This is a genomic window from Sphingomonas sp. 37zxx (assembly GCF_000786205.1).
In the GTDB taxonomy this organism is placed as follows: domain Bacteria; phylum Pseudomonadota; class Alphaproteobacteria; order Sphingomonadales; family Sphingomonadaceae; genus Sphingomonas.
Genome location: NZ_JROH01000003.1, coordinates 144,156 through 162,179, shown reverse-complemented (window position 1 = coordinate 162,179; position 18,024 = coordinate 144,156). Strand labels below are relative to the sequence as shown.

The following is an 18,024-nucleotide window of genomic DNA, read 5'->3' as shown; positions in this document are numbered from 1 at the left end:
GTAGCAAATGTCAGAATCGGACCACTAGTGCAAAACCGGGTGGCGATCGCGATCCCGCAATTGCCCGCCGCCGTGCAGCAACAGGGCGTGGTCACGCGGCAGAAATCGACCGCGATCCTCCAGATGATCACGCTGACGTCGCGCGACGGACGCCATGGCAGCCTGGCGCTGGCCAATTACGCGACGGCGCGGTTGCGCGATCAGCTTGCCCGCTTGCCCGGCGTTGGCGACGTCACGGTGTTCGGCGCTGGCCCCTACAGCATGCGCGTCTGGCTCGATCCGGCGCTGATGCGCGCGCGCGGGCTGCAACCCAATGATGTGCTCGCGGCCATCGCCAAGCAAAGCCAGAAGGTGACGGCGGGCCAGCTCGGCTCGCCGCCCGCCGCCACTGGGCAGCCGCTACAGCTTACCGTCAATGTCGACGGCAGCTTCGAGCGACCCGAGGATTTCGGCGCGATCATCGTCAAGGCGGGCAACACCCATGGTGAGCCGCTCACCCGGCTGCGCGACGTTGCCCGGATCGAACTGGGCAGCATCGGCTATGGCCAGTTCTTCCGCTATGACGGCAGCCCTGCCGCCGGCATCGCGATCTATCAGTCGAGCGACGCCAACGCGCTTCAGACCGCAGCGGCGGTGCGCGACACGATGGCGCGGCTGTCGAAGCAATTTCCCGAAAGCCTGGGATACACCATCCCGCTCGACACCACCGAATTTGTCCGCGCCTCGATCAACGAGGTGTACAAAACGCTGGTCGAAGCGGGCGTGCTGGTGCTGCTGGTGATCCTGTTGTTCCTGCAGGATTGGCGCGCGACCTTGGTGCCGGCGACCACGGTGCCCGTGACGATCATCGGTGCCTTTGCGGCGATGGCTGCGCTGGGCTTTTCGATCAACCTGCTCACCTTGTTCGCGATCGTGCTGTCGATCGGCATCGTCGTCGATGATGCGATCGTCGTCGTCGAAGGCGTGACCCAGCGGCTGGAGGAAGGGATGGCCCCGCGCGAAGCCGCCGATCAGGCGATGCGCCAGTTGCTCGGCCCGATCCTGGGGATCACGCTGGTGCTGATGGCGGTGTTTCTGCCGGCGGCGTTTCTGCCCGGCGTTACCGGGGAGATGTATCGCCAGTTCGCGCTCGTCATCGCCGCCACCGCCTTTCTCAGCGCGGTCAACGCGCTGACGCTGAAGCCGACCCAAAGCGCGCAGTGGCTGCGCGCGCGGCACCACACACCTGAAAGCGAGGGGCTCCAAAACGATGGGCGCGGGCCGGTCGCGCGGTTTCGGCGGGGATTCAACCGGGGCTATGCCGCGATCGAGAATCGCTATGTCGCGTTGATCGAACGGATATTGCGCCGCAGCGGGCTGGCAGTGCTGGTCGCGCTGGCGCTGTTCGGGGTGGCGGTTTTCGGGCTGAGCCGGATTCCCACCGGGTTCATCCCCAATGAGGATCAGGGCTATCTGCTGGCGATCGCGCAGTTGCCCAGCGGGGCGACGCTCGAACGGACCGAACAGGCGATGAATCGACTGACCCGGATCGCGCAGGCAAATCCCGCCGTCGATCATGCCATCCTGATCGGCGGGGTGTCGGCGCTCGACAATAATGCGTCGCTCGCCAATGCCGGCATCCTCTATATCGTGCTCAAGCCATGGGATGTGCGGGCGAACATGCGATCGGCGGATCTGGCGTCGGTCTATGCCGATTTGCGCGAGCGTTTCCGCGCGGTGCAGCAGGCGAATACTCTGCTGACGGTGCCCCCGGCGATACCCGGCCTTGGCCTCTCGGGTGGTTTCCAGATGCAGGTCGAGCTGGTCGATGGCAGCCAGGATTTCGCGCGGCTGGCGCAGGTGACCAACGCCATGCTCGAAAAGGCTGCACAGCGCCCCGAGATCGGCCAGGCGTTCACGCCCTTCCGCGCCGATGCACCGCAGCTTGCCGTCCGGGTCGATCGTGCGCGCGCGGAGGCGCTGGGCGTGTCGCCGGGCGACGTGTTCGATGTGCTCGCTGGCTATCTGGGTTCTTCCTATGCCAACCAGTTCGCTCGGTTCGGCCAGACCTATACGGTGTTCGTCCAGGCCGATGTGCCGTTCCGGATGCGCCCGGACGACATCACCCGGCTGGCGGTGCGCAGCCGATCGGGCGCGATGGTGCCGCTATCGGCGCTGGTCAGCGTCGATCGCACCACCGGGCCGGCGCTGATCGGGTTGTACAACCTGTTCCCCACCGCATCGATCAACGGCGCGGCGGCACCGGGCTATAGTTCGGGTCAGGCGCTGGCGGCGCTCGACCAGATCGCCAGGGAAACGCTGCCCAGCGGCATGGACTATGCCTGGACCGGCCTGTCCTATCAGGAAAAGCTCGCGGGGTCGGCGGCGCTGCTGGTGTTCGCGCTGTCGATCCTGCTCGTCTATTTCATGCTGGCCGGGCAATATGAGAGCTGGTTGTTGCCGCTAGCGGTGCTGGGCGCGGTGCCGCTGGCGCTGCTCGGCACGGTGGGAGTGCTGGGCGCGGTCGGGCTGGCGAACAATATCTATGTCCAGATCGGGCTGGTGCTGCTGATCGCGCTCTCAGCCAAAAACGCGATCCTGATCGTCGAAGTCGCCCGAGAACGGCACGATCAAGGCGACACCCCCGAAGCCGCCGTGATCAAGGCATGCCGTGAACGTTTCCGCCCGATCGTGATGACATCGCTGGCGTTCCTGCTCGGAGTGGTGCCGCTGATCACCTCCAGCGGAGCCGGCGCGGCGGCGCGCAAGTCGATCGGCATTTCGGTCTTTGCGGGGATGCTCAGTTCGACCTGCCTCGCCTTGCTGTTTGTGCCGGCCTTGTATGTTGCCCTCACTGGGCTCGGTGCGCGCTGGAGCAATGCGGGGAAGGTTGTGCCCGACGCCTGAGCCTGCCCCCCCGCCCGCTGCCATTAACGCCCGCGCATCCTATTTCGCCGCGTCGTCGCGTTCGCTCGCAAGCCGTTTTGTCAGCAAGCGGCGGGACCGCTCGGCATAGGCGCGGCATGCGCCCGGCTTGTCGTTGTAGCGCCCATTGCCTGCATTGTCGGGATGCGCGGCGATCAGGATGTCGCATGGCAGCCGGTCAAGCCGCTGGTAGCTTGCCCTGAATCCCCTCAAAATCGGGGCGCTGGATGGCGCGGTATAGCGGTAATCATCGGCGGATACGGGGTTCAGGCTCGATGCAAAGACGACTGCCTTGCACGCATTCGCCTCACACGCTTGCCAGCTCCAGCTCATGCTTCCCATCGTGTGGCCGGGGGTGGCGTGCGCGGTGATCGCCGTGCGGCCGAGCCTGATCACCTCGCCATGCTTCACCACGCGAATCCTCGTCACGCGCGGCCAGTTGCCGCCATAGCTGAACTGCGGGTCGTCCTTTGTGTTCGCGCCTGCCCGCAAACCATCGGCGCCTCGATCGCTGGCGACCACGGTGGCACCAGTGTCGCGGGCTAGCGCCGCAAGGCCGCCGCCATGGTCGTAATGCGGCTCGGTGCTAAGAATTAATCTGATGTCTTTGGGGTCGAATCCCAGCGTGCGAACATTGGCCAATATTGCCGACGCCGCCTGGGGCAGCGCGCCATCGATCAGGATCAATCCCGCACCGGTATCGATCAGCGCAACGCTGAGGCCGCCGAACCCGACAAGATAGCTGGTGCCGAAGATTTTCTCCGGCGGCACAGGCACAAGCCATTTCCTGGCGTTTTCCAGAGCCATCGGCTTCGTCAGCGGATCGTCTGGGCTGGGCGGTGCCTGGCGGGCGGTGGCCGCCCCCCTTGGGGACTGCGCCTGCGCCACCGCACCGACGGGCGTGCCGCTGATGCCCGCAAGCCAGGCGGCACCGATGATGAATTCGATCATTTCATTTCCCTTCGCCCCCGAATTGCCGACCGATCGCGTCCACGACAAAGCATGATTTCTCGACAAAGCCATGAGAATAAATGAGGGTTTGGGCATGGACCGCGCCCAATTGCCGCTGAACGCCCTGCGTGCCTTCGAAGCAGCGGCGCGCCACCTGAATTTCACCCGTGCGGCGATCGAACTTTGCGTAAGCCAGGGCGCGGTCAGCCACCAGGTGGCGCAGCTTGAGCGCCGGCTCGACACGCGGCTGTTCCATCGCTTGCCGCGGGGGCTCGCGCTGACCGACGAGGGGCGTACATTGGTGCCGGTACTCGCCGAAATGTTCGATCGCGTCGCTGCGGCGCTCGACCAATATGGCGAGGGTCATGTTCGCGAACCGCTGAAGATTGGCGTCGTCGGCACGTTCGCCAGCGGCTGGCTGCTCCCACGCCTGGATGCGTTCGCTCGCGCCCATCCATCGATCGACTTGCGGATTTCGACCAACAATAATCGCGTCGATCTGGCCGCCGAAGCGCTTGATTTCGCGATCCGATTTGGCGACGGCGCGTGGCACGGCACTCATTCGGAACCATTATTGGCAGCACCGATGGCACCGGCATGCACCCCGGCAATCGCGGCGCAGCTCACCGCTCCGCTCGACCTGGTGCATCAACGGCTGTTGCGTTCGTACCGCCCGGATGAATGGTCGCGCTGGTTCGATGCCGCCGGCGTGCCCGGCCCGATCCTTCGTGGCCCGGTGTTCGACAGTTCCGCACTCATGGCATCTGCGGCGGCCGCCGGCCTGGGCGTTGCGCTTTTGCCGCCGGTGATGTTTGCGCGCGAGCTTGCGGCAGGATTGCTCGTCCAGCCCTTTTCGGTCGAGGTCGATGTCGGCCGCTATTGGCTGACCCGCCTGATCTCGCGGCCCGAATTCAACGCGATGCGGCGTTTTCGCGAATGGCTGATGGAGGAGATGGCGGGTTTCAACGCGGCGTGAGTGGTCGTTTCCCACGCACCCCATCGGCAAGATGGCGATATAATCTAAAGCATCCTGACGCGATGCTACCGCATTTCCATCGTCATTCCCGCCTTCGCGGGAATGACGATGATAAAAGGGATCGGCCAGCGTGAAATCCCCTGGCTTAGCCGGCGGGTTTTGCCCGGTGATCGGCCAGCAACATGTCGATCTCATCGATCCTGAGCCGTTCGGGCGTGCCCCTGGGCAGGCCCTTGAGGCGGCATTCGGCCCATAATCGCCGGCGCTCGGATTCGAGCGCCCGAAGGTCGAGGTCAGCCAATCATCATCTCCTTTTCCTGGCTTTTCCCAGGCGAGCGCGGCGAACCGCCGCAGCGCCGGTATTCACCGCATTTTCCTGGGTAAGCTTGCGCCAGCGTTCGACGCGAGCGGGATCGAGCGTCCCCGCCGCGATCGCAGGCTGGATGGCACATCCCGGCTCGTCGATATGGGTGCAGTTGGCGAACCGGCAGTCGAGCGTCACGGCGATCACATCGTCGAAGACGTCGATAACGCCCGAGGCCACTTCGGACATCTGGAGCTCGCGCATGCCGGGGGTGTCGACGAGCCAGCCGCCACCGCCCACGCCACTGGCCAATCGATGCATCTGGCGGACGGTGGTCGTGTGCCGACCTTTGCCGTCATCCTCGCGAACCGCTTGTGTCGCGATGGTGTTTGAACCCATCAGCGTGTTGATCAGGGTCGATTTGCCGACGCCCGACGATCCGACCAGCGCGACGGTCTTGCCCAGCCCGCAATAGCGAGCAAGGCCAGCGACGCTCGCGCGATCGCGCCCGTCGATCAGCGCCACCTGCAACCCCGACTGGAGCGCGCGTGCCGCATCGACGAAGCGTTCGGGCGTCGCTGCCTGGTCGGCCTTCGTCAGAATGACCACCGGATCGACGCCCACCTCGCGCGTGAGCACCAGATAGCGTTCGAGGCGGGCGACGCTGAAATCCTGATTGCAGGAGGTGACGATGAACAGCGTATCGATGTTGGCGGCGATGAGCTGGACCCGGCGCTCGTCCCCCGGGGCGGGCCGTTTGAACAGGCTCGCCCGGTTGAGAATGCGGACGGGGCTTTGGGTATTCCGGTCGATCAGCAGCCAGTCGCCGACGGTGGGCCGGTCATCCGCTTGTCCTTGATCGGGCAAGCTGGACGAGATCGAATCCGAAAACCCTTCGCCCAACACCGTCACCCTGCCGCGATGCACCGACATGACGCGAACGGGCTGGCAATGCTGGTGCTGCTCGGCGGAGACTTGCTCATGGAAGAAGGGCCGCCAGCCAAGTTCCATCAGCGTGGGATCGGACGTTTCCAGCATGGCTTCAGCCGATAGTCGATCCGTCTGATGGATCGGAATCGGGGGCTGCTTGTTCAGCGGCGCGCTTGTCCAGCTTGGCTTGCGCCTTCTTGGCGGACTCGGCTGCCTTGGTCTTTTCGCGCTCGCGGCGCTCAAAGTCGTAATTGGGTTTGCGTGGTATGTCGGTCGCTCCGGTATTCGAGGTTCAGCTTGAGCAACATGCTCGGCCAATGGCCCCTCATGCCCTGGCTACACTGATCCTGGCCTCGCGACTAGGCGCGCTTGTATTCCATCCGGGCCGAAGGGGGAGGCGTTGCGGCGAAAACGACCGGTATGCGCGAGATAGGATGCCCCCAAAGACCGTTTAATAGTGCTTTGCCACGGCAATACACCGTGTTAGCTTTGCTGCCTGACCGGGGGGTAAGATGCTCGAACTCAACAACATCAGCCATGTCTATGCCAATGGCACGCGCGCACTCGACGGCGTCAGCCTGTCGATCCCCAAGGGGATGTACGGGCTGCTAGGCCCCAATGGCGCCGGCAAATCGACGCTGATGCGCACGATCGCCACGCTCCAGACGCCCAGCGAGGGTGCGATCACCTTCGGCGACATCGACGTGATCGGCCAACCCGAACGGCTTCGCCGCACACTCGGCTATCTGCCGCAGGATTTCGGGGTGTACCCGCGCGTATCGGCCTATGACATGCTCGATCACATGGCGGTGCTCAAGGGCGTCGCCTCGGCCGCCGATCGCAAGGCGACGGTCGAGACATTGCTCAACCAGACCAATTTATGGTCGGTGCGCAAGAAGGCGATTGCGGGCTTTTCGGGCGGGATGCGGCAGCGCTTCGGGATCGCGCAGGCGCTGATCGGCAATCCCGAACTGATCATCGTCGATGAGCCGACCGCTGGGCTCGACCCCGAGGAGCGCAATCGCTTCCTCAACCTGCTTGCCGAGATCGGCGAGAATGTCGTCATCATCCTGTCGACGCACATCGTCGAGGACGTCGCCGATCTGTGCCCGCGCATGGCGATCCTGGCGGGCGGGCGGATCCAGCGCGAAGGCGCGCCGCACGATCTGATCGCGCAGACGCGCGGCAGCATCTGGGCCAAGACGATCGCGCGCGACCAGCTCGACGCCTATCGCGAGCGGCATGAGGTGATCTCGACCCGGCTGTTCGCAGGCCGGACGGTGATCCACGTCCTGGCATCTGGCGATCCGGGCGACGGGTTCACCAGCGTCGATGGCGGGCTGGAGGACGTCTACTTCTCGACGCTCGCGCACAGCCGCCGCACGCCCGCGCCCGCGCAAGCCGCCTGAGCGGGGGAGAGCAGCGCATGTTCGCCCGCATCGCCGCCTTCGAGCTTCGCTATCAACTCGGCAGCCCCGTCTTCTGGGTCGTCGCGATCCTGTTCTTCCTGCTCACCTTCGGCGCGACGACGATCGATCAGATCCAGATCGGGAGCGGCGGCAATGTCCACGTCAATTCGCCCTTTGCGATCGCGCAGACGCATCTGATCCTGTCGATCTTTTTCATGTTCGTGACCACCGCGTTCGTTGCCAACGTCATCGTGCGTGACGACGAAAGCGGCTTCGGGCCGATGGTGCGATCGACGCGGGTGGTGAAGTTCGACTATCTGATCGGTCGCTTCGCCGGCGCGCTCGGGGCTGCTGTTATCGCCTTTGCCGCGGTGCCGCTGGCGATCTGGCTCGGTTCGCTGATGCCTTGGCTCGATGCCGAAACGCTGGGGCCGAACCGACTGCGGGACTATGCCTTCGCCTATTTCGTGCTGGCGCTGCCCAATGTGGTGCTGACTGCGGCGATCTTCTTTGCGGTAGCGACGCTGACGCGGTCGATGGTGTACAGCTATCTGGGGGTGATCGTCTTCCTCGTCGGCTATTTCGTGCTGATCGGCGTCATCCAGTCGCGTCCCGAATGGCGCGACAGCGTCGCCTATTTCGAACCGTTCGGCATTGGCGCATTCGCAGTGACCGCGCGATATTGGACCGCGGCCGAATCCAATACGATGATTCCCCCGCTCGAGGGTGCATTGCTCGTCAATCGCTCGCTGGCGTTCGTCGTTGCAGCGCTCGCACTTCTGCTGGCCTATGCGCGGTTCAGCTTTGCCGAACGCGGCATGTCGAAGCGCCGGATGCGGCGTGCGGCCAAGCGCGAGGCGAAGCTCGCTGCGCTGCCGCCGGTAATGGTCGCCAAGCTGCCCGCGACGAACCCCGAGGCGGCACGCAGCACCCAGTTACTGAAGCGATGCCGGTTCGAGATCGGACAGGTGCTCAAGAGCCCTGCCTTTTTCGTGCTGCTGGCGATCGGTCTTGCCAATGCGGTCGGCGGCCTGCTGGGGGCGAACCAGGCCTATGGCACGCCCGGGCGACCGCTGACCTTCGCAATCCTCGAAGTGCTGTTCGGCAGTTTCGGCATTATCCCGATCGTCATCGCGATCTATTATGCGGGCGAAGTCGTGTGGCGCGACCGCGATCGGCGGATGCACGAGATCGTCGACGCGACCGCCTTGCCCAATTGGGCGTATATGGTGCCCAAGACGCTCGCGGTGGCGATCGTGTTGTTCGCGACGCTGGCGGTATCGGTTGTCGCCGCGATGCTGGTCCAGGTGATCCGCGGCGGTGCCAGCATCGAGCTTGGCCAATATCTCGGCTGGTATCTGGTCCCGCTGTCGGTCGACATGCTGCTGATCGCGGTGCTGGCGGTATTCCTGCAGGCGCTCAGCCCCAACAAATATGTCGGCTGGGCGCTGATGGTCGTCTATCTCGTCGCGACGATCACCTTGGCGAACATCGGCTTCGAACATCCGCTGTATCTGTACGGCAGCACCGGCACGCCGCAGCTTTCGGATATGAACGGCGATCAGGTCGGCGGGCCGGCGGGGTGGTGGCTGCGGCTATACTGGGGTGCTTTCGCGGTCATCCTGGCGGTGCTGGCGCATCTGCTGTGGCGGCGCGGCACCGAAACGCGGCTGAAGGCACGGCTGGCGCGACTGCCCGCCCGGCTCAAGGGGGCGCCCGGCGCGATCATCGCCGCCGCGCTGCTGGTCTTCGTTTCGACCGGCGGGTTCTTGTACTGGAACATGAACATCCTGAATGAATACCGCACCCGCGACGACAACAACGCGCAATTGGCGCGGTATGAAAAGCGCTACCTGCGCTACGAAACCGTGCGCCAGCCATCGGCGACGGCAATGCGGATCAAGGTCGATCTATACCCTGAGCGTCGGCGAATGGAGGCGCGCGGCCGTTTCTGGCTGATCAACGATACCGGCGCGCCGCTCGAGACACTGCATGTCCGTGCCGCCGATCCCTCGATGCGGATTACCGGGCTTCGCGTGCCCGGTGCGCGGCTGGCGATGGACGATTCGGTGCTGCAATATCGCATCTATCGTTTCGATACCCCGCTGGCACCAGGGGCACGCACCGTGCTCGATTTCACCACGATGCGCCAACAGCGCGGGCTTCGCGCCAATGGCGACGACACCCGGTTGGTCGCCAATGGCAGCTTCCTCAACAACAGCGAATTTGCGCCGCAGATCGGGATGCAGCGCTTCGGCTTGCTCACCGACCGCGCCGAGCGGCGCAAATACGGCCTGCCCGCCGAGCAGCGCATGGCCAAGCTCGAAGATATGTCGGCAACGCGGCGCAACTATATCGGCAATGCCAGCTGGGTAATGAGCGACATCACGCTGTCGACCAGCGCCGATCAGGTGCCGATCGCGCCCGGCCGCCGCGTGTCGGACACCACCGCCGATGGCCGCCGCACCGCGCGTTTCGTATCGACCGCGCCGATCCTTGCCTTTTTCTCGGTCCAATCGGCGGGCTATGCCGAGGCGACGGCGCGCGCGGGCGACGTCGCGCTCAGCGTGTATCACCACCCCGGCCATGCCTATAACGTCCCACGGATGCTGGCGGCGATGCAGCGGTCGCTCGGCTATTTCGAACGGGCGTTCGGCCCCTATCAATTCGACTATGCCCGGATCGTCGAGTTTCCGGGCTATGCCGCCTTCGCCCAGGCGTTTGCCGGCACCATTCCCTATTCGGAAAAGATCGGCTTCATCGCCGATACCCGCGATCCCAAGGCGATCGATTATGTAACCTATGTCACCGCGCACGAGCTGGCGCACCAATATTGGGCGCATCAGCTGATCAGCGCCGACATGCAGGGCGGCACGATGCTGGTCGAGACGCTGGCGCAATATGGCGCGCTGATGGTGATGAAGGATATGTATGGCGACGATCGCATCCGCCGTTTCCTGAAATACGAACTCGACAGTTATCTTCGCGCGCGTGGCAGCGAAGCGATCGAGGAACTGCCGCTCAACCGGGTCGAGAATCAGGGATATATCCATTACCGCAAGGGCGCGGTGGTGATGTATCTGCTGCAGGACCGGCTGGGCGAGGACCGCGTCAACGCGATGCTTGCGGCGCTGGTCGATCGCTATCGCTTCAAGGGTGCGCCCTATGCCCGATCGACCGATCTGGTTGAGGGATTTCGCGGCCTGGCGCGCAACGATGGCGAGCGGCAGCTGGTGTCCGACCTGCTCGAACGGATCACCATCTACGATCTGAAAACCACCGCGGCGACGGTCCGTCCGATCGCCGGCGGACGCTTCGAAACCACCCTGACCGTCACGGCGGGTAAGGCTTATGCCGATGGCAAGGGGATCGAGAAACAAGCACCGCTGAACGACCTGATCGAGATCGGTGTCTTCACCGCGCGCCCCGGCATCGGCGATTTCGCCAGGCCCAACGTGGTTTCGATCGAACGCCGCCCCATCCGCAGCGGGCAGCAGCAGATACGCATCGTGACCTCCCGCCGCCCGACTTTCGCTGGCGTCGATCCCTACAACAAATATGTCGATCGCAACGCCGACGACAATGTCGTGGCAATCGCCGATTGAGCAGCAAGGGAAGGGATGTCACTGCCGCTTGCAATTCGCCGGTCCTGCAAGGGGTGCGATGTTGGGATTTGCCCTCGTACGAGCCGAATGCGGGTGCATCGGATATGTGCATCAGTGCAGCGGCTGGATTTCGGCCTTGGCTGGCGTGATGCAAGACTTGTGCAGACCGTGTGGAAAGTCGTGAACAGCGAGGTGGGCTTTGACGATTTCCGATCCCGGGCGGTTCGGCGAGTCAAATTGCACGAGGTGGTCTTTAGGAGCCTTGAGTGGGTGAGAGGGCGCTGGTGGAGGTCCGGTATGGTCTGAATACGCAAAAAGGGTGCGTATTCACGCCCGTGCCGCCGCGATCAGACCCGGCACGCCGACCAGGTTGATGGCCCGTCGGATGGGCGCGACCGACCTGGCCGACCTGCTCTATGCCCAGCGCCAGGCCAACGACGCCCGCCGCGAGGAAATTCGCGCGCGAGTAGAGGCGCTACGCGCGATCCTGCGGCTGGAAATCGATTCGCACGTCGTCTGGATCGACGCCGACGATCATGCTCCTTTAGGACCAGGCCCCTAGTGGTCCGATTCTGACATTTGCTACCCCCTTCGGCTCAGTCAGGAGCAAATGTCAGAATCTCCAGGACCACTAGCAATTATTTGATTCTAGTGGATTTTATGATTTTGACATTCGCAGCGAGAGCGTGCCGCAGGCGGGATGCGAATGTCAAAATCAATCCACTAGTCCTCGCCTCAATCCACCCAGTCGAGCCCCATGTCGTTGTTCAGCGTCCGGTCGTCGTCCCAGCCGGGCTTGACCTTCACATGCAGATACAAATGCACCGGCACCCCCATCACCCGCGATAGTTCGGCGCGCGCGCGGGCGCCGATTTCCTTGATCCGCGATCCGCCCTTGCCCAGCACGATCGCGCGCTGGGTGTCGCGTTCGACCAGGATTTGCTGGTGGAGTTCGACCGATCCGTCGGGCCGCTCGATATATTGCTCGGTCTCGACCGCGCTGGCGTAGGGCAGTTCGGCGTGGAGCTGGAGGAATATCTGCTCGCGCGTGACTTCGGCGGCGAGCATCCGTTCGCTGGCGTCGCTCACCTGGTCGGCGGGGAAGTGCCACGGCCCCTGCGGCATCCGGCGGGTCAGCGCGGTCTTGAGTTCGGCAATCCCGTCGCCGGTGGTTGCCGAGACGAAGAAGGTTTCGTCGAAGGGCAGCAGCGCGTTCAGCCGCTCGGCATGCGTCAGCAGGCGCGGCTTGTCGGCCAGGTCGACCTTGTTGAGGATCAGCAGCTTGGGCTCCTTGCGCGACGCCAGCCGCTCGGCGATCACCGTCACCTTTTCGGGCAGCCCCGATTTGGCATCGACGACGAACGCGATCGCGTCGGCCCCTTCGGCACCTTCCCAGGCGGCGGTCACCATCGCGCGATCGAAGCGGCGCTTGGGATCGAAGATGCCGGGGGTGTCGACCAGCAGCAACTGCGTCTCGCCCTCGATCGCGATCCCCATCAGCCGGACGCGCGTGGTCTGCGCCTTTGGACTGACGATCGCGACCTTCTGGCCGACCAGCGCGTTGACCAACGTGGACTTGCCGGCATTGGGCGCGCCGACGACGGCGACCAGGCCGCAATGGGGGGAGGGGGTTTGTGTCATCGGGTTTCGTTTCGAAAGGAGAAGTACGGTCCTTCGACGAGCTCAGGACAAACGGATGTTGAGGGAGAGGATCGCCTACCCCTTATCCGTTCGTGCTGAGCTTGTCGAAGCACCGTTCTTTTTTCTGGCGAGCGTGACGATTTCGTCCCAGTCGCCCCGGATCAGCGCCATTTTTTTGGGCCGGCCCCAGCCCTTGATTTGGCGCTCTGCCACAAGTGCTTCGACAAGCTCAGCACGAACGGGGTGAGGGCTGGGGCGGTCCCGCTAAGATTTCGCTTGTCTTGTGCTGGTTGAAAGATCGTCCCTCCATTGCGCCTACCCCCCAAGCTTTGCCAGCAACCCCTCTGCCGCCGCAGTTTCGGCCTCTTGCTTCGAACTTCCCTCAGCCTCGGCCTCCGCCAATTTCCCCACCGTTACGCGCACCCGGAATCGTGGTGCGTGGTGTGGGCCTGAGCGTTCGACGATCGCATATTCGGGCGGGCGGCGGTTGTTGGCGGCGGCCCATTCCTGCAACGCCGATTTGGGATGGCGGGGGGCCTTTGCCTGCGCGTCGATGCGTCCGCCCCAGGCGCGGCGGACGAAGGCGCGCGCACCCTCGATCCCGGTATCGAGATACAGCGCGCCGATCAGCGCCTCCATCACGTCGCCTAGCACATTGTCGCTGTTCGCCGCGCCATCGTCGCGCGCTTGCTTGCCAAGCTTGAGATGCGGCACCACCCCGGCCTCACGCGCGATGTCGGCACAGATCGCGCCGGTCACCAGCGCATTCAGCCGCCGCGACAATTTGCCCTCGGGCTCGTCGGGAAAGCGTTCGAACAGCCATTCGGCCATGCACAGCCCCAGCACCCGATCGCCCAGGAATTCGAGCCGCTCGTAATTCAGCGCCGCCTGGCTGCCATGCGTCAGCGCGCGGGCATAGGGCGTGATGTCGGCAGGGGCGTGGCCCAGCGTTCTCGCGACCCAGTCGGCCAGCGTTTCGCCAGTCAATTCGGTGGTCAAAAAGCTTCCCCGATCCGCTCCCATCGCGTCGCGCCGGGCCAGGTCCAGGGCATCAGCCACGCCGCGCTGCCATCAGTCGACCAGAAATTAACCACCGCCTTGCCCTCAAGATTCACCATCGGCACGAAGCTGATCGAATCGGCGAAGCGGCTGTCGCGCGAATCGTCGCGATTATCGCCCATCATGAACAGGTGATCGGCGGGCACGGTATAGACTTCGGTATCGTCGGCAGGGCTGAACCCCAGATCGAGCACGTCATAGCTGACGCCGTTTGGCAGCGTCTCGCGATATTGCGGATAGCGGCATATTTGCGTGCCATCGGGCAGCGCGTCGCGGAAATATTCCTGGCAGGTGGAATTGGGGGTTACCGGCAGGACGAAATCGGCGATCCGCACCTTTGGCACCGCGGTGCCGTTCAGGAATAATTGCCCGCCGCGCATCTGCACCCGATCGCCGGGCAGACCGATCACCCGCTTGATCCAGTCTTCCTTGTTTTCGGGCGGTGCCTTGAACACCGCGACGTCGCCGCGCTCGGGCGTCGAGGCAAGGATGCGGCCCGGAATCAGCGGCACGCTCCACGGCAGCGAATGCCGCGAATAGCCGTAATTCCATTTGGTCACGAACAGATAGTCGCCGATCAGCGTGCGCGGCAGCATCGATCCCGAGGGGATGACGAAAGGCGAAAACAGAAAGCTGCGGATCACGAAGACGAACAGCGCGAGCTTCACCAGGAAGATCAGCGTTTCCTGCCATTCGGGGCGGGTCGGTTTGCCAGAGGCGGGGCGGGGGGACTTGGCCATGCCCTGCGATGTGCTGTGGTGTGTGAGGCAGGTCAAGCGGTAAGGCGGCGGCGGCGCGGACACGCACCCCGAACCGCAATCGCGACCGCGCAAGGTGTTCCGCTACGGCGCGCGATGTTCTACGACGCCGCCGACGATATCCCCCTGGAGACCGAAACATGGCAGCCACCGACTGGACCCCGATCGAATCCGCACCGCGCGCGACCCTAGCCGAGCTGTTCGCCGCCGATGCGGGCCGGCTTGATTCGTTGACTATCGACCTGGCCGGCATCCATTTCGATTTCGCCAAGACGCATCTGACGCCCGAGCTGGTCGCCGCCTTCACCACACTGGCCGACCAGGCGGGGCTTGCCGCCAAGCGCGATGCGCTGTTCGGCGGCGAGATCGTCAACGTCACCGAAGGCCGCGCGGTCGAGCATACCGCCGAGCGCGGCGAAGGGGCCGCCGCCAGCGTCGATCGCGCACGCAAGCAGCATGCGCGGATGCGCGCGCTGATCGACGCGATCGAAGGGGAAGCATTCGGCCCGGTCCAGCACGTCCTGCATATCGGCATCGGCGGATCGGCGCTCGGCCCCGATCTGCTGGTCGATGCGCTTGGCAATGACGGCGTGCATTATGACGTCGCGATCGTTTCCAACGTCGATGGCGTCGCGCTGGAAACCGCGCTGGAGCAATTCGATCCGCATGCGACGATCATCGCGGTCGCGTCGAAGACCTTCACCACCACTGAAACGCTGCTCAACGCCGAAAGCGCGCTGGCATGGATGGCCGAGGCGGGGGTCGATGATCCCTATGGCCGCGTGATCGCGCTCACCGCCGCGCCCGAAAAGGCGATGGAATGGGGTGTCGATGAAACCCGCATCCTGCCCTTTTCGGAAAGCGTCGGCGGTCGCTATTCGCTTTGGTCGTCGATCGGTTTCCCAGCCGCGATGGCGCTTGGTTATGAAGCGTTCGAGGAACTGCTCGAAGGTGCCGCCGAAATGGACCGCCATTTCCGCTTCACCGATCCGGCCAGGAACGCGCCGGTCCTGGCCGCTTTCGCCGACCTTTATTACACCCAGGTGCGCGGCTGTGCGACTCGCGCGGTGTTCGCCTATGACGAGCGGCTGCGGTTGCTGCCCGATTATCTCCAGCAGCTCGAAATGGAATCGAACGGCAAGGGCGTGACCGCGCAAGGCGTGCCGCTCGATCGCCCGAGCGCGCCGATCACCTGGGGCGGGGTCGGCACCGATGCCCAGCATGCGGTGTTCCAGTTGCTGCACCAGGGCACGCATCTGGTGCCGGTCGAATTCGTCGCGGTGACCGAGCCGGGCGACGGCCTGGCCGAAGCGCATCACCGCCAGTTGCTGCTCAACGCCTTCGCGCAAGGCGCGGCACTGATGCAGGGTCGCGCCAATGACGACGCGGCGCGCGCCTATGCGGGCGATCGTCCGTCGGCGACGTTGCTGCTCGAAACGCTCGACCCGCGCACGCTGGGCGCGCTGATCGCGTTCTACGAACATCGCACCTTCGTGAGTGCAGCGCTGCTCGACATCAACCCGTTCGACCAGTTCGGCGTCGAGCTGGGCAAGGAAATGGCCAAGGCCGCCGATGCCGGCGACATGGTGTTCGACGCATCGACCACCGCGCTCATCAAGCGCGCGCTTGGTTGATTGCGGGCGACCCGGCCCCATCTTCCGTTCGTGCTGAGCCTGTCGAAGCACCGTTCTTCTATGCGTGTCGCCGCCCGCCCATGCGGCGGCGGCACGCCAGCCCAAGCACTCCCGGAGATTGATTTTGGCCGATTATGACTATGACCTTTTTGTCATCGGTGCCGGTTCGGGCGGCACCCGCGCGTCGCGCGTCGCTGCCGCTTATGGCGCGCGCGTTGCGGTGGCAGAGGAGCATCGGGTCGGCGGCACCTGCGTCATCCGCGGTTGCGTTCCCAAGAAGCTGCTCGTCTATGGCGCGCATTTCGCCGAGGATCTGAAGGACGCCAGGCAATTCGGCTGGGACGTGCCCGACGAATGCGCGTTCAGCTGGTCACGCCTGCGCGACAATGTGTTTGCCGAGGTCGATCGGATCAACGGCGCCTATACCGCGACGCTCGAAAATCACGGCGTCGAGATCATCCATGAGCGGGCGACGATCGCCGGCCCGCATGAGGTGAAGCTGGCAAGCGGCAGGACGGTCACCGCCGAACGCATCCTGCTGGCGGTCGGCGCGCGCCCGCATGTGCCTAGCTGCCCCGGCCATGAACTGGGCATCACCTCGAACGACGCCTTCCATCTCGACGATGTGCCCAAGCGCGTGCTGATCGCGGGGGCGGGCTATATCGCCAATGAATTTGCGGGTATCTTCAACGAGTTCAAGGCGAAGGTGACGCTGATCAATCGCAGCGACGTGATCCTGCGCGGCTATGACGAATCGATCCGCGACCGCCTGCTGCAAATCTCGATGATGAAGGGGCTGGATTTCCGCTTCAACGCCGAGTTTCGCGGGATCGAGAAGCAGGCCGATGGATCGTTGCTGGTTTCGATGACCAATCACGAGCCGATCGAGGTCGATTGCGTGATGTTCGCCACCGGTCGTGTCCCCAACACCGAAGGTCTGGGGCTGGAGGAAGCCGGCGTCGAACTGAAGCACGGCGCTGTCGTCGTCGATGACGAAAACCGATCGACCTGCGACAGCATCTTCGCGGTCGGCGACGTGACCAACCGCGTCCAGCTCACCCCGGTCGCGATCCGCGAGGGCCAGGCATTTGCCGACACCTTCTATGGCAACAAGCCGACCAAGGTCGATTATGGCTGCATCCCCAGCGCCGTTTTCAGCCATCCGCCGATGGCGGCGGTGGGCATGACCGAAAGCCAAGCCAAGATGAAGCTCGGCTCGGTGAAGGTGTATCTGTCGGACTTCCGCGCGATGAAGAACGTGCTGGCGGGCCGCAACGAACGCGCGCTCTACAAGATGATCTGTGACAGCGACACCGGGCGGATCGTCGGCCTGCACATGATCGGCCCTGATTCGCCCGAGATTTTGCAGGCGGCGGCGATCGCGGTGAAGGCGGGGCTGACGAAAGACGATTTCGATTCGGTGGTGGCGCTGCACCCGACGATGGCAGAGGAATTGGTGCTGATGAAATAGGGGGGCTATTCCTCCCTCGTCGAAACGTTTCGACTCCCCTCCCTGGAAGGGAGGGGTTGGGGGTGGGTAGGCCCGCGATCGTCTATGACCGCTGCCAGGATCGCCTCGACCACCCCATCGGCATTCTCGCGAACGTCGGAATTCCAGAACCGAAGCACGCGCCAACCCAGCGCCGCCAAAAATGCTGTTCGCCTTTCATCACCTGCGGATTCGGCGTGCTGACTGCCATCGATCTCGACCGCAAGTTTTGCACTCCTGCACGCGAAATCGAGGATGTAGGGGCCGACCGGTAATTGGCGCGTGAAGCGGGGGCGATGTCCTCGCAGCCTGAGCCAGATCATGCGTTCTTGGTCAGTGGCATTTCGCCGCAGAGCGCGGGCAC

At 64.1% G+C, this 18,024-nt stretch carries 14 protein-coding genes; 7 read left to right on the top strand and 7 right to left on the bottom strand.

Features of this window, described 5'->3' with window-relative positions; translation table 11 throughout:
- Positions 1 to 2,886, top strand: a 2,886-nt coding sequence (locus tag QU44_RS02075; RefSeq protein WP_156140873.1) for an efflux RND transporter permease subunit, incomplete at its 5' end; no start/stop codon positions are given.
- Positions 2,887 to 2,925: 39 nt separating this feature from the next.
- On the opposite strand, the gene bla is transcribed toward QU44_RS02075, so the two are convergent.
- Positions 2,926 to 3,855 carry a subclass B3 metallo-beta-lactamase gene (gene bla, locus QU44_RS02070; protein WP_033919797.1) on the bottom strand — a complete coding sequence of 310 codons (930 nt, stop codon included), beginning with the start codon at positions 3,853 to 3,855 and terminating at the stop codon, positions 2,926 to 2,928.
- A 94-nt stretch (positions 3,856 to 3,949) separates the two neighbouring features.
- Here bla and QU44_RS02065 point away from each other — a divergent pair, with 94 nt between their 5' ends.
- Positions 3,950 to 4,831 (top strand): LysR family transcriptional regulator, encoded by an 882-nt coding sequence (locus QU44_RS02065; RefSeq protein WP_033919750.1) that lies wholly within the window; start codon positions 3,950 to 3,952, stop codon positions 4,829 to 4,831.
- A gap of 145 nt (positions 4,832 to 4,976) precedes the next feature.
- Here QU44_RS02065 and QU44_RS18455 read toward each other — a convergent pair whose 3' ends face one another.
- Positions 4,977 to 5,132, bottom strand: coding sequence for a hypothetical protein (locus QU44_RS18455; protein ID WP_197054223.1), 156 nt, complete (start codon positions 5,130 to 5,132; stop codon positions 4,977 to 4,979).
- Positions 5,133 to 5,135: 3 nt separating this feature from the next.
- Positions 5,136 to 6,173: a ribosome small subunit-dependent GTPase A gene (rsgA, locus tag QU44_RS02060; RefSeq protein WP_197054222.1), complete on the bottom strand. Its 1,038-nt coding sequence runs from the start codon at positions 6,171 to 6,173 to the stop codon at positions 5,136 to 5,138.
- Positions 6,174 to 6,577: 404 nt separating this feature from the next.
- Between rsgA and QU44_RS02055 the strand changes: the two genes are divergently transcribed.
- From QU44_RS02055 to QU44_RS17660, 3 genes are all read left to right on the top strand, one after another.
- Positions 6,578 to 7,474, top strand: a complete 897-nt coding sequence (locus QU44_RS02055) for an ABC transporter ATP-binding protein (RefSeq protein ID WP_033919749.1) — start codon at positions 6,578 to 6,580, stop codon at positions 7,472 to 7,474.
- Positions 7,475 to 7,491: 17 nt separating this feature from the next.
- Positions 7,492 to 11,079: an ABC transporter permease/M1 family aminopeptidase gene (locus QU44_RS02050; RefSeq protein WP_033919748.1), complete on the top strand. Its 3,588-nt coding sequence runs from the start codon at positions 7,492 to 7,494 to the stop codon at positions 11,077 to 11,079.
- 385 nt (positions 11,080 to 11,464) lie between these two features.
- Entirely contained in the window at positions 11,465 to 11,641 is a 177-nt protein-coding gene (locus QU44_RS17660; protein WP_331377412.1) for a hypothetical protein, read from the top strand.
- A 173-nt stretch (positions 11,642 to 11,814) separates the two neighbouring features.
- On the opposite strand, the gene era is transcribed toward QU44_RS17660, so the two are convergent.
- The 3 genes from era to lepB form a co-directional block, all read right to left on the bottom strand.
- The gene (gene era / locus QU44_RS02045) at positions 11,815 to 12,720 is read right to left on the bottom strand and encodes a GTPase Era (protein WP_033919747.1); all 906 of its coding nucleotides are present in this window, start codon (positions 12,718 to 12,720) and stop codon (positions 11,815 to 11,817) included.
- A gap of 315 nt (positions 12,721 to 13,035) precedes the next feature.
- Positions 13,036 to 13,743: a ribonuclease III gene (gene rnc / locus QU44_RS02040; protein WP_052134251.1), complete on the bottom strand. Its 708-nt coding sequence runs from the start codon at positions 13,741 to 13,743 to the stop codon at positions 13,036 to 13,038.
- Positions 13,716 to 14,519: a signal peptidase I gene (gene lepB / locus QU44_RS02035; RefSeq protein WP_033919746.1), complete on the bottom strand. Its 804-nt coding sequence runs from the start codon at positions 14,517 to 14,519 to the stop codon at positions 13,716 to 13,718. Before lepB ends, rnc begins: the two co-directional genes overlap by 28 nt.
- 158 nt (positions 14,520 to 14,677) lie before the next feature.
- Between lepB and pgi the strand changes: the two genes are divergently transcribed.
- Both pgi and gorA read left to right on the top strand, forming a co-directional pair.
- Entirely contained in the window at positions 14,678 to 16,171 is a 1,494-nt protein-coding gene (gene pgi / locus QU44_RS02030) for a glucose-6-phosphate isomerase (RefSeq protein WP_033919745.1), read from the top strand.
- A 124-nt stretch (positions 16,172 to 16,295) separates the two neighbouring features.
- Positions 16,296 to 17,642, top strand: coding sequence for a glutathione-disulfide reductase (gene gorA, locus QU44_RS02025; RefSeq protein WP_033919744.1), 1,347 nt, complete (start codon positions 16,296 to 16,298; stop codon positions 17,640 to 17,642).
- 5 nt (positions 17,643 to 17,647) lie between these two features.
- On the opposite strand, the gene QU44_RS17655 is transcribed toward gorA, so the two are convergent.
- Positions 17,648 to 17,983: an endonuclease domain-containing protein gene (locus QU44_RS17655; protein ID WP_331377411.1), complete on the bottom strand. Its 336-nt coding sequence runs from the start codon at positions 17,981 to 17,983 to the stop codon at positions 17,648 to 17,650.
- Positions 17,984 to 18,024 lie beyond the last annotated feature (41 nt).

What these genes read in the sequence shown, in the direction of transcription:
- lepB (WP_033919746.1), bottom strand. Translation starts at nt 14,519, where the DNA reads ATGGCCAAGTCCCCCCGCCCCGCCTCTGGCAAACCGACCCGCCCCGAA.
- era (WP_033919747.1), bottom strand. Translation starts at nt 12,720, where the DNA reads ATGACACAAACCCCCTCCCCCCATTGCGGCCTGGTCGCCGTCGTCGGC.
- rnc (WP_052134251.1), bottom strand. Translation starts at nt 13,743, where the DNA reads ATGGGAGCGGATCGGGGAAGCTTTTTGACCACCGAATTGACTGGCGAA.
- bla (WP_033919797.1), bottom strand. Translation starts at nt 3,855, where the DNA reads ATGATCGAATTCATCATCGGTGCCGCCTGGCTTGCGGGCATCAGCGGC.
- QU44_RS02055 (WP_033919749.1), top strand. Translation starts at nt 6,578, where the DNA reads ATGCTCGAACTCAACAACATCAGCCATGTCTATGCCAATGGCACGCGC.
- rsgA (WP_197054222.1), bottom strand. Translation starts at nt 6,173, where the DNA reads ATGCTGGAAACGTCCGATCCCACGCTGATGGAACTTGGCTGGCGGCCC.
- QU44_RS17655 (WP_331377411.1), bottom strand. Translation starts at nt 17,983, where the DNA reads ATGATCTGGCTCAGGCTGCGAGGACATCGCCCCCGCTTCACGCGCCAA.
- QU44_RS02050 (WP_033919748.1), top strand. Translation starts at nt 7,492, where the DNA reads ATGTTCGCCCGCATCGCCGCCTTCGAGCTTCGCTATCAACTCGGCAGC.
- QU44_RS17660 (WP_331377412.1), top strand. Translation starts at nt 11,465, where the DNA reads ATGGGCGCGACCGACCTGGCCGACCTGCTCTATGCCCAGCGCCAGGCC.
- QU44_RS02065 (WP_033919750.1), top strand. Translation starts at nt 3,950, where the DNA reads ATGGACCGCGCCCAATTGCCGCTGAACGCCCTGCGTGCCTTCGAAGCA.
- pgi (WP_033919745.1), top strand. Translation starts at nt 14,678, where the DNA reads ATGGCAGCCACCGACTGGACCCCGATCGAATCCGCACCGCGCGCGACC.